13 protein-coding genes are annotated in these 11,411 nt (G+C 29.2%); 10 read left to right on the top strand and 3 right to left on the bottom strand.

Going from position 1 to position 11,411, the window contains the following annotated elements:
* On the bottom strand, nucleotides 1-1,304 hold a 1,304-nt coding region (locus CAMP5082_RS01820; RefSeq protein ID WP_337205745.1), incomplete at its 3' end, for an SGNH/GDSL hydrolase family protein.
* Nucleotides 1,305-1,468: 164 nt separating this feature from the next.
* Between CAMP5082_RS01820 and CAMP5082_RS01815 the strand changes: the two genes are divergently transcribed.
* From CAMP5082_RS01815 to CAMP5082_RS01805, 3 genes are read left to right on the top strand one after another with little or no spacing between them, the layout of a single operon-like run.
* Complete coding sequence (locus tag CAMP5082_RS01815) at nucleotides 1,469-2,599, top strand: DUF829 domain-containing protein (protein WP_337205744.1); 1,131 nt, start codon at nucleotides 1,469-1,471, stop codon at nucleotides 2,597-2,599.
* A 9-nt stretch (nucleotides 2,600-2,608) separates the two neighbouring features.
* Nucleotides 2,609-3,982 carry a cytochrome P450 gene (locus tag CAMP5082_RS01810; RefSeq protein WP_263663782.1) on the top strand — a complete coding sequence of 458 codons (1,374 nt, stop codon included), beginning with the start codon at nucleotides 2,609-2,611 and terminating at the stop codon, nucleotides 3,980-3,982.
* On the top strand, nucleotides 3,979-4,332 hold the full coding sequence (locus CAMP5082_RS01805; RefSeq protein WP_039627957.1) for a membrane protein: 354 nt from the start codon (nucleotides 3,979-3,981) through the stop codon (nucleotides 4,330-4,332). The genes CAMP5082_RS01810 and CAMP5082_RS01805 overlap by 4 nt, the downstream gene beginning before the upstream one ends.
* On the opposite strand, the gene nusA is transcribed toward CAMP5082_RS01805, so the two are convergent.
* Nucleotides 4,329-5,420 carry a transcription termination factor NusA gene (gene nusA, locus CAMP5082_RS01800; protein ID WP_337205743.1) on the bottom strand — a complete coding sequence of 364 codons (1,092 nt, stop codon included), beginning with the start codon at nucleotides 5,418-5,420 and terminating at the stop codon, nucleotides 4,329-4,331. The two genes, CAMP5082_RS01805 and nusA, sit on opposite strands and share 4 nt — an antisense overlap.
* A gap of 123 nt (nucleotides 5,421-5,543) precedes the next feature.
* Here nusA and CAMP5082_RS01795 point away from each other — a divergent pair, with 123 nt between their 5' ends.
* From CAMP5082_RS01795 to CAMP5082_RS01770, 6 genes are read left to right on the top strand one after another with little or no spacing between them, the layout of a single operon-like run.
* A complete protein-coding gene (locus tag CAMP5082_RS01795; RefSeq protein WP_039617566.1) occupies nucleotides 5,544-5,786 on the top strand; it encodes an HP0268 family nuclease in 243 nt (80 codons plus the stop codon).
* Nucleotides 5,783-7,081: a tRNA (N6-isopentenyl adenosine(37)-C2)-methylthiotransferase MiaB gene (miaB, locus tag CAMP5082_RS01790; RefSeq protein WP_337205742.1), complete on the top strand. Its 1,299-nt coding sequence runs from the start codon at nucleotides 5,783-5,785 to the stop codon at nucleotides 7,079-7,081. The genes CAMP5082_RS01795 and miaB overlap by 4 nt, the downstream gene beginning before the upstream one ends.
* Complete coding sequence (locus tag CAMP5082_RS01785) at nucleotides 7,065-7,688, top strand: lysophospholipid acyltransferase family protein (protein WP_039617569.1); 624 nt, start codon at nucleotides 7,065-7,067, stop codon at nucleotides 7,686-7,688. The genes miaB and CAMP5082_RS01785 overlap by 17 nt, the downstream gene beginning before the upstream one ends.
* Nucleotides 7,689-7,693: 5 nt before the next feature.
* Nucleotides 7,694-8,659, top strand: coding sequence for a hypothetical protein (locus CAMP5082_RS01780; protein WP_337205741.1), 966 nt, complete (start codon nucleotides 7,694-7,696; stop codon nucleotides 8,657-8,659).
* Complete coding sequence (locus CAMP5082_RS01775; RefSeq protein WP_039627963.1) at nucleotides 8,656-9,210, top strand: hypothetical protein; 555 nt, start codon at nucleotides 8,656-8,658, stop codon at nucleotides 9,208-9,210. Before CAMP5082_RS01780 ends, CAMP5082_RS01775 begins: the two co-directional genes overlap by 4 nt.
* Nucleotides 9,194-9,733, top strand: a complete 540-nt coding sequence (locus CAMP5082_RS01770) for a hypothetical protein (protein WP_337205740.1) — start codon at nucleotides 9,194-9,196, stop codon at nucleotides 9,731-9,733. The genes CAMP5082_RS01775 and CAMP5082_RS01770 overlap by 17 nt, the downstream gene beginning before the upstream one ends.
* On the opposite strand, the gene CAMP5082_RS01765 is transcribed toward CAMP5082_RS01770, so the two are convergent.
* Nucleotides 9,720-10,517 (bottom strand): membrane lipoprotein lipid attachment site-containing protein, encoded by a 798-nt coding sequence (locus tag CAMP5082_RS01765; protein WP_337205739.1) that lies wholly within the window; start codon nucleotides 10,515-10,517, stop codon nucleotides 9,720-9,722. The genes CAMP5082_RS01770 and CAMP5082_RS01765 overlap by 14 nt on opposite strands.
* A 72-nt stretch (nucleotides 10,518-10,589) precedes the next feature.
* On the opposite strand from CAMP5082_RS01765, the gene lgt reads away from it, so the two are divergent.
* A complete protein-coding gene (gene lgt / locus CAMP5082_RS01760; RefSeq protein ID WP_263668983.1) occupies nucleotides 10,590-11,405 on the top strand; it encodes a prolipoprotein diacylglyceryl transferase in 816 nt (271 codons plus the stop codon).
* The last annotated feature ends 6 nt before the right edge of the window (nucleotides 11,406-11,411 follow it).

Here is an 11,411-nt window from a genome sequence, read left to right as displayed (position 1 = left end):
TGATCTTGTTTGACTTTTCTTAATTCAAAAGGTATTTTAAAATATCCTAGATAACTTTTACTGTTTTTCATGATAGCTTCTCCAAGCTTATAGCTTAGTCTTTCTTTTATCCTTAAACTAGCTCCATAAAGTTTATTGTTTTGATGGATAAATATCTCATATTCATTTTTTAAGCCTTTGTGATTTAAAAAACGCAAAAGATTGTGATTTTGACTTTGTAAAAATGTTTGCATATCAAGTTTTTTTAGTTCATAGTATTCTAGTGCTAATTCTTTATAAAATGCTATAGGTGGTATTAAAGAATCATGGGTATTTGTAAGATAATTTTTACATTCAATCTTTTTATCATTATCATTTTCTAAAAGTAAAATTCCTATTAAGTCTACATAATCAAGCCTTGGTGTTTTTTCATTTGCTATGCTTAAGCCCGAACTTTCTTCACTTTGCTTGATAACTTGTGTATTGACATACAAAAAGGTTTGCTCATCACAAATTGCTTTTTCATTTTGTATATCTTGAAAAGTATTGATAAGTCCAAAATTTTTTACTAATTTAAAAGATGAGTTTTCAATACTTATAGATGATATAGCATGGGTTGATGAGTTAGTGTGATTCCAAGTGTGCATGCCTAAGATTTGATAGTTTTTTAACTCTTTTGGAAAAATGATTTTTTCATTAGCTTTAATCTTTGTAGTTTTTTCACAAAAAAATGAGTTTTTATACTCTATTTTAGTTGAATTTGAGGGCGTAAAGATATGAAATTTTCTTTTTGAGCAAATGATCTTTTCTTTGGATTTTTTAAAGCTATGTAAATTTTTAATGATGTTTTTACCAAGCTCTTGCATAGCTAGTGGCATAGGGTGGAATTTATAGTTTTGATCAAAATCATAAAGATTATTTTTTTGGTAGTAAAGATCTACATCGATTAGATTAAAACCATAATGAGCACAATTTTTCCTATGAGTTTCATTGATAGCTTTTGATTTATCATTACAAGCTGGTATGGGGAGTATAAGCACTATAGTAATTTTGTTTGCTTTGTAAAGTTCTTCATAAAAATAATCAATATTTCTAAGTATAATATTTAAACTCATAGGGCTTAAATAATCATTGATATTTGATTCACTGATGAGAAAATCACTTTTATTTATAGTATTTTCATGGCGTATTAACTCATAAAGATTTTGTAAAGAAGTACTAAGCCCTAAAGCGTAATTATGTAATGTAATGTCTTTATTTTCAAGACCTATCCTAAGACCATTTTTAACTACACTATTGCTACCACCTAGTAAGATTATATTCATAAGTTCTTTCTTGATTTTATAATTTTTTATTTATTTTATAAAATATTTTTTAATGAATAATTTCAGAGTAAAAACCCCTCATTTTATCTTTAAATAGGTATTTGACAAAGATAACAACTTTGGCTATATTTTTAAATTCAGTATTAAATTTACTTAGGATGTTGATGGAAAAAATATGCCAAAAAAGAGATGTTTTTTATATAGCTGGTTATGATCCTAGAGGATATAGGCATTATTATGCTATGTTTAAAAAAAATTTAGCCGAGCAAAATAAACTTTTAAATTATGATTATACTTTATCAAAAGCTCAAGCTAATACATATGCTTTTTGGCAAATTCAAACCCCGCATACAAGTACTTCTTACACCTTTTTAAGCTGGAATGATATAGTTAAAAAAAACTGGTCAGAGGGTATAAAAGATGCCTTGAGTGATTGCTATAGTTTTTTTAGAATTTATACTATTACAGGACTTTTTTTAAAATTCGGTAAAGAATCCCCGCACCAACTTATCACAGGTTATTATCCATTTTTTTATGTGCTTTTAAGTTTGATTTTTACTTTAGTTTGTGCTTTTGGAAGTTTATTTTATTTGCAAAATTTTCATATTATTTTAGGAATTTTAGCTTTTGTTTTATCGTTAGTGTTTTTACCAAAAATGCTTTATAAACTAGGCAAGAGATTAGCTGTTTTTTGGATAGCTAGAATTTGTTCTTTTTGCGCAAACTGGGAGAAAAATTCTCAAGGTGAACTTGAATTAAGAATGGATGATTTTGCTAGAGTTATTTTTGAAAAATTAAAAGAAAATGCAAATGATAAAAACTATGAACTCATCTTAAGCGCACATAGTGTAGGAACGGTGCTTTGCATAAATGTTTTAGCAAAAGTGCTTAGAAAATGTGAAAAAGAAAATGTTTCTTTTAAAAATTTAAAGGTTTTAACTCTAGGTGAGTGTATACCTTTGGTAAGCTATCAAAAAAGATCTTTTGAGTTTAGAAAAGACTTAGAGTATTTAGGAAATAAAAATTTAATATGGTATGATTTTACTTCTATTATTGATGGGGCTTGTTTTGCACAAGTTGATTTCATACATACAAGCGGGGTAAAAGCGCAATTTAGCCCAAAATACCTTTCGGCTAAATTTCATACCTTATATAAAAGCAAAGATTATAAAAAAATCAAAAAAGACAAATATAAAGCACATTTTTTATATTTATTTGCTACACAAATTCAAGGAGTATATAACTTTTTTGAATTTATCATAGGCAAAAATAAATTAGAAGAAAAAATCAAATAGGAGAAAAACATGGGTCAGTGTCCCTTTCATCCAAAGCCTTATAAAAATAAAGCTTCTACATTAACCACTTTTTTACTAAAAAGAAGATCATGGCTTGATGGGCTTTATGAGCGAAGCTATAAAATGATGATGGGTAGAGTAAAAATGCCTGGATTTGATCTATATGTAGTAAATGATCCAAAAGAAGTTAGACGCATTATGGTAGATGAGGTTAGAGAATACCCAAAAAGCCAACTTTTGCATGAGCTTTTAGAGCCACTTTTGGGCATAAGCATTTTTACAACTAACGATAGAGTATGGGAAAAGCAAAGAGAGCTTTTAAGACCTTCTTTTGAAATGACGAGAATTTCTAAGGTTTTTAATTTGATGAGTGAGGCAGCTTCTGATATGATGGCAAGATTTGCAAAATATGAAGATAAAGCGGTTATAGAAGTAGATGAAGCTATGACTTTTGTGACTGCAGATGTGATTTTTAGAACTATCATGTCATCAAAACTTGATGAGCAAAAAGGCAAACTTGTTTTGGATGCTTTTGTAACTGTGCAAGAAGAAACAGTTAAAACAGCTATGCGAAGAATGTTCCGTTTCCCAACTTGGCTTTCAAATCTTTTAGGTGAGAGAAAAAGACTTAAAGCAGGCACTACTATACGCAAAGTTTTATCAGATATTATAAAACCAAGATATGATAATGCTATAAATGATCAAGGAAAATATGAAGATATTTTATCATCATTGCTTATGGTAGTAGATGCAGATACTAATGAGAGATTTTCTTTTAATGAAATTTTAGACCAAGTTGCCATGCTTTTCTTAGCAGGCCATGAAACCACTGCAAGCTCGCTAACTTGGACGCTATATATTTTAAGTATTTCTCCAGATGAGCAACAAAAAGCCTATGAAGAAATCATGCAAGTTGCAGGTGATGAGGAGTTTAAAATAGAGCATATTAGAGCAATGAAATATCTTACAAATGTGTTTAAAGAAAGCTTGAGACTTTATCCACCAGTTGGTTTTTTTGCTAGAGAAGCAAGAAATGATAACAAAATGAGAGATAAGCTTATCAAAAAAGGTTCAGGCGTAGTGGTAGCTCCATGGCTTATCCATAGGCATGATAGTTTTTGGGAAAATCCACATGAGTTTGATCCAAGTCGCCATGAAGATAAAAGCAAGATTAAAAAAGACACTTATATGCCTTTTGGTATGGGAGAGCGTGTGTGTATAGGGCAGGGCTTTGCTATGCAAGAGGCTGTTTTGATTTTAGCTAATATTTTAAGGACTTATAAGTTAGAATTAGAAGAAAATTTCGTGCCCGATATAGTAGGAAGACTAACTATAAGATCAGCAAATGGTATGAATATAAGATTTATAAAAAGGCAAAAATGAAAGAAAAATTAGCAGGAACTATACTGCTTTGTGCTATCGTTCCTTTAGCGGTGATTAGTTATCTTTTTATTGTTATAGTAGGAACTTTTGGTAATCCTGCTAGAGTTAGACAAGGTGTGAGAGCACTTGATCATTTTGTCAATGCTACTTTGTTTAATGGTTATGCTTGGGAGTCTTTATCATCTCATGCTTGGAGGGAGCGCGATAAAAGATGGGCTAAAATAGTTATTAAAATCACAGATTTTTTCGATAAAAATCATTGCCAAAAGGCAAATAAAAGAGAACAACCTATAGTAGATTTAGTTTTAGAAAGAAAGCTTACCGAGCAAACCGTCGGTAAGCAACTTTAATTTTCTCCAAATAAAGCCTTAAGATTTTTAAATGCTTCTTCTTGGTTGTTAGTTTTTTCTTCACTGTTTACTTCATTGAGTTCTATTTCATATCCAAGAAGCATGCTTGCTAAGCGTATATTGATCCCACTTTTTCCTATAGCTTTGCTTTTTTGCTCACTATTTAGCGTTACAATAGCTTTTTTATCTTCAATACTAACTGAGTTTATAATGGCTGGAGCTAGGCTTCTTGTGATTAAAATTGCCATTTCATTAGAATACTCAATACAATCAATATTTTCATTTTTTAATTCTTTGCTTACAGCATTGATTCTAACTCCTTTTATACCCACAGTTGCTCCTACTGCATCAACGCTTGGACTATTTGCTTGTAAGATGATTTTTGCTCTCTCACCTGGAATTCTTGCACTTGCATAAATATTTATAAGACCATCTTTGATTTCAGGAACTTCAGCTTTTAATAAAGCTTCTAAAAATTTAGGGCTAGTTCTACTAAGCTCCATTCTCATACCTGATTTATCAATATATACATGTCTAATAACAGCTTTAATCACATCGCCTACTTTAAATTTTTCACCTTTGATACGATTTTTTCTAGGTAAATATGCACGAAACTCATCAATTTCTACATAAGTATTTTCTTCACTATCTACTCTTACCACGCTACCAAAAACCATGTGCCCTACCATTTTTTGGTATTTTTCATAGATTTTTTCTTCTAAGAGTTTTTGAATGTTATATTCTAATTCTTTATGTAAGATATTTACAGCAGTGCGGCCTAAATTTTCCAAAGAACATTCATAAGTTAGCTCATCGCCAATTTCTACATCTTTAGCTTCAGCCCTTGCTTTACTTAAAGCGATAAAATGCTCATTTTCATTTTCTAATCTTTCATCATTATCAGCTACTACGATGATTTTTTGATAAAGTTGTAAATTTTTACCTGAATCAACAAAAAATTCATACTTATCGCCATAAATTTTCTTAGCAGTATTAATAAGTGCTTTTTTAACTCTTTCTCTTACATCTTCTATTTGTAAATTTTTCTCATTAGCAATGGATTCAATTATATCTGTGATTTTTTCCATAATGACAATACAACCTTAATTTTGGATTTTAAAAGTTTGAAGAATAAAATTATATCTTTAATAAGTTTAATTAAAAGTAAAATTTGCTATAATTTCAGATTAAAAAAACTTGAGGATGATGATATGGATTTAAAAATAGCAAGAACCTCTGTTGATGAAAAGCCAAAAAGTATAAGTTTAGAAAGTATTGAAAAGGCTGTGGATAAAGAAGGTCAAAAATTTTTCTATTTTGATAAAGACAATGCACATAAGCAATTAATCGCTTTAGTAGAGCATTTTGAAAAAAAAGGAAAATGTGTTTATCATAGAACGATCAAATATGGTTTAGATGATACAGATTTTATGTATGAGGTACACATTCTTTGAGTAAAAAACTTTTTATACAAACTTTAGGTTGTGCTATGAATGTGCGTGATTCAGAGCATATGATAGCCGAACTTAAAGAAAAAGAAAATTACGAATTAACTCAAGATGCAAAAGAAGCAGATTTGATTTTAATCAATACTTGCTCAGTACGTGAAAAGCCTGTGCATAAGCTTTTTTCAGAAGTTGGAAGTTTTGAAAAAATCAAAAAAAATGGCGCTAAAATAGGAGTTTGTGGTTGCACTGCCTCACATTTAGGAGATGAGATTTTTAAGCGTGCTCCAAATGTGGATTTTGTTTTGGGTGCTAGAAATGTTTCTAAGATCACAAAGGCTGTAAATACGCCAAAATTTTTAGGTAATGATATAGATTTTGATGAGAGTAATTATGCTTTTGCAGATTTTAGAAATAGTCTTTATAAAACTTATATTAATATCTCTATAGGTTGTGATAAACATTGTACTTATTGTATAGTGCCTCACACAAGAGGAGATGAGATTTCTATACCTTTTGAGATTATTAAAAATGAAGCATTAAAAGCTGTTTCTAAAGGTGCTAAAGAGATTTTTTTATTAGGACAAAATGTTAATAATTATGGCAAAAGATTTTCTAATGCACATGAAAAGATTAATTTTTCAGATCTCTTGGAAAGGTTAAGTGAAATTGAAGGTTTGGAACGTATCCGCTTTACAAGCCCACATCCATTACATATGGATGATAGATTTTTAGAGGTTTTTTCTAAAAATTCTAAAGTGTGTAAGTCTATGCATATGCCTTTACAAAGTGGTTCAAGTGAAATTTTAAAAGCTATGAAACGCGGTTATACTAAAGAGTGGTATTTAGATAGAGCATTGAAATTGCGTTCTATGTGTAAGGATGTGAGTATTTCCACTGATGTGATTGTAGCTTTTCCAGGTGAGAGCGATAAAGACTTTGAAGATACTATGGATGTACTTGAAAAAGTGCGTTTTGAGCAAATGTTTTCTTTTAAATATTCTAAAAGACCACTAACTAAAGCTGCAACTATGCCAAATCAAATTCCTGATGATATAGCTTCAAAACGCTTGAGTATTTTACAAGCAAGACATACAGAAATTTTAGATGAAATTGTTGCAAAACAAAAAGATAAAGAATTTGAAGTTTTATTTGAAGAATTAAGAAGTGAGGGCTTTGTAGCAGGTAGAAGTGATAATAACTTTTTGATTCAAGTTAAAGGTAGTGAAGAGTTATTAGGACAAATGAAAAAAATAAAAATCACCAATCCTAGGCGTATGGTGTTAAATGGCGAAATCCTTTAAGATTAATCTTTTAGCTTTTGGAATTTTTTTATTACAATGGCTGATTTTTTTAACTTGTAGAAAGGTTTATTTAGGGCAAAAGCTTCCAAAAAGATCATGTGTGATACTTTTTTGGCATGGGCGTCTTGCTCTAATGCCTTTTGCTTATCGTAAAATGGGTATTAAAGGAAAAAAGGCTTATGTGATGATTTCACACCATAAAGATGGAGAAATCATTGCTAGAAATATTGCCTTTTTTGGTTTGGATACTTTAAGAGGTAGCACAAGCAAAGGTGCTTTGGCTTTATTAAAACAATCTTTTAAAATTTTAGATCAAGGCGATGATGTGATTATCACTCCAGATGGACCAAGAGGGCCTTATCATAGTGTTTCAGATGGTTCTGTGATGATAGCTTTGAAAAAAAATGCTCCACTTTTTTTGCTAAATTACGAAGCAAGCTCTTTTTGGGAATTTAAAAGTTGGGATAAAATGATCTTACCTAAACCTTTTTCTAAGATTACCTATAGACTAAGTGAAGAAATCAAAATACAAAATTTAAATTTAGAAGAAGCTAAAGTATTGATAAAAGAAAAATTTGATATGATAAGTCAAATAGACAAAGGATAAACACTATGTTATCTTTTTTTAGAAAATATATTTTACAACTTTTAGTTTGTATTTGCTATGATGAAAAACAATACATTATAAGATGTCATACTTGGAAAAAATCCCAAGCTGTTGATACTTTTGAAAAAAGCTTTGAAGATAAAGAAAAAGCCATAGAATATGTAAAAAATTTAACTAAAGATTTTCAAATTTATTATATATGTACTTTTTTTACTCCTATTGCCCAAGGTGTTGTGCCAAGCTCAAATTTTAAAGATCTTTCCAATTTTGGTGTCGATGCAAGTAGTGTTAAGTGCATTTCTTTTAACAATGGCTTATTGTATGCATCTAATCATTCTTTAAGCTCATATGAACAAGATTATGAGGCTTTTGGCGGTTTGGATTTACTTTATTCGCCTTTTTCTTTGCTTTATCATTGTATGACAAATAGAGGTTTTGAAGAAAAAATTGGCCTTTATGTATATAGATACCATGATTTTGTTGCGATGTTAATTTGTAAAAATGAAGCTATATTATTTGGAAGTTATTTTAATATAGCTAGTCAAAATTATGATGAAGATGATTTTTTTGATGATATTAAAGAAGAATTTGATTTACAAATTGATGATGAAAATCAAGAAGAAGAAAATGAGCAAAATTATGACTTAAAAAGCTTAGAAGAAATGAGTCAAGAGCTTGATAAACTTGAGGAATTAGGTGAAGAAAAAGAAGAGCTTCCTGTTGAGTCTTTAGAAAATTTTAGCTCAGATATGAAAATGATAGAATACATCATCTCAAGTGTAAAAGAATTTTATCAAAATCCTTTGTATGATAATAGCTTTTTGGAAGAAATTGTGATTTTTGATGAGGAAAGTTTTAGTTCGACCTCGCTTGATTATTTAGAAAATGAGCTTTTTATAAAACCTAAAGTAAAACTTGTAGATACTTTAAATTTGATGAATGAACTTATGGTGAAGGACTTAAAATTATGAGATATAGTCTAATCAAACCTAAGATAAAACCTGTTTTTAATCTTTTTACTAGAATTTGGATTTATTTTACTAGTATTAGTGTTGCTTTGATTTTTGTAGTATTTATTGTGGTAGTTTTTAAAAGTTATTATGCGTCTGTGCAACTTGATAATAAAAAAGAAGAATTAGCTCAAATTATTGCACAAATTAATGCTAACAAGCTTAAATATCAAGAATTAGTAAGACAAAATGATAAAGCAGAGTTGATTTTGGGAGATTTAGAGCAAGAACAAGAAAATGGTAAAAATAAAGTTTTATTAAAAAGTATTCAAAATCTTTTTACTCTAGTGCCTAAAAACATATCTTTAGATGAGGTTTTAATGGAAGATAGATCACTTATTTTAAGAGGCATTACACCTACTAAAGAAATGTTTGCGTTATTATTAGAGGCTCCATTAAGAAGTATTTTTTCCAATTCTCAAACAAGTTATTATCAATTAGAAAACGGGTGGTATCGCTTTGTAAGTGTAAATATCACTATACCAGAGGAAATGTATGAGCAAAAACGATAAGAGCTTAGAAGAAGCTGATGTATTAAAAATCTTGATTTACTCTTTTTCATTTGTTGCGCTTTGTGCGATTTTGATTTTATTTTTAATCGTGCCTTTTTTGAAAGATTATAAAATCGAACATTCAAGATTAGCAACCCAGCAAATTCAAAATACTAAAGCAATAAATGAGTTACAAGCTTTAGAAAAAGTTATTGATGAGTTTCAAAAGGTGAATGCGCAAAATTTAGCTCAAATCAATGCAGAATTTTCACAAAAAGAATTATTAGAATTCATGAAAAATTACTTTGATGATGTAAAAATCAATCTCATTCCTATTAAAAAAGAGCAAGAGTATTTAAAATACCAATTTGGAGCCAATGTAAAGATGAAAAATCCTCAATCTTTTTATTCTTTTTTAAATGATTTGCAAAGATATAAAAATTTAATAGAAATTAGCACTCCTGTAGAGTTTAAATCCGAAGAAAAACACATTAATCTTAAATTTAAGATCAAAGTGTTTTATGCACAAGCTATTCAAAGATGATTACTTCATTATTTTGATAAGGAGCAGCTTTTTCTTCTTTTTTATCATCTTGTTTTACATCTTGAACTTCTGAATTTTCTTGTGTTTTTAGCTCTTCTTTGATTTCTTTTACACTAGTTTTTAAACTAGATGTGATTTCTTTATAAAAAGCGACAAAAACTTTATCAATTTCTAAAGCACTTGCTGCAAGACTTTCATTAAGCTGAGTAGGAACAGCACTGTATACCTCTCTAAAGCTTTCTATGCTTGCTTGACCTTTTATAGGATAATTTAAAATAATAGGATCGTTTAATTTTGCTGAGCTTGTTGTGCTTTGAAAAGTATCTTCTTGATGTAAATTATTTAAATGACTTTGAGCTTCTAAAATAATCATAAAAGAAGACTCTACGCTATCACCTCCAAGACTTGAATTTCTTGTAACCTTATCTTCATATAAATTAGCATTAATAACTATATTAAAAGCATAATCAGGATTTTCATTATCTATAGCATATCCTTTACTTTGAAGCAATGCTTTGCTATCTTCTAAAAGTTGTTTTTTGAGTAATTCTAAGCTTTTATTAATTCTTTGATTTAGAGTAGATTGCTCAAAATATGAACTATAAAAAGTGCTTTTTATAATTTCTACATCATTGATTTTGACTTTAGGGCTATTAGCATTTGTGTGGTTATGTTCTTCAAAAGTGCTTTTAAAATTTGGCATAGAAATATAATAAGTTTTTTGATTACCAGCGCAAGCACTTAAAAATAAAATTATGCTAAAAAATAATAATATTTTTTTCATTTTTCCTCCTTTTGATTTTTATAATTATAACAATTTTTTGCTATATTATATGTTTTATAATAAGGGCTTTTTATGGAATTTTGGCAAAATATTTATGCAAATTTTGATGTAGTGGCTTTTGAAATTTTTGGTTTAAAAGTGCATTGGTATGGCATTATGTATGTGCTAGCCTTGCTTGTTGCTTTAATGGTTGCAAAATACTATGCGATTAAAGACAATATGGGAATTTCTAAAGCTATGCTTGATAGCTATTTTATATGGGTAGAAATAGGGGTGATTTTAGGTGCAAGAATAGGCTATATTTTAATTTATGATGCGCATACTTTATGGTATCTTACACATCCTTGGCAAATTTTTAATCCCTTTTATAATGGAGAATTTGTAGGGATTAGGGGTATGAGTTATCATGGAGCTGTTGTTGGATTTTTAATAGCAACTTATGCTTTTTGTAAAAAAAATAAGCAGAATTTATGGAAATATTTAGATTTGGTTGCTATTAGTGTGCCATGTGGATATATTTTTGGTCGTATTGGAAATTTTTTAAATCAAGAGTTATTTGGTAGAGCTACGGAAGTACCTTGGGGTATTTATGTAGATGGGATATTGCGTCATCCTTCACAACTTTATGAAGCATTTTTAGAAGGTTTTGTAGTTTTTGCTATTTTATTACTAATAAAAAAATATAAAAAATACAACGGAGAATTGATTGCTTACTATACTATTTTATATGCCCTAGCGCGCTTTGTATGCGAGTTTTTTAGAGAGCCTGATTTTGGTATAGGCTTTGTTGCTTTTGGTATGAGTATGGGTCAGATATTAAGCTTATTAATGTTTTTATTAGGACTATTTCTATCTTTTTATTTAAGAAATATTAAAAAAAATTTATAAATTTTT

The organism is Campylobacter sp. LMG 17559 (assembly GCF_024723605.1).
Lineage (GTDB): Bacteria > Campylobacterota > Campylobacteria > Campylobacterales > Campylobacteraceae > Campylobacter_D.
This window is presented reverse-complemented; position numbering and strand designations above follow the sequence as displayed.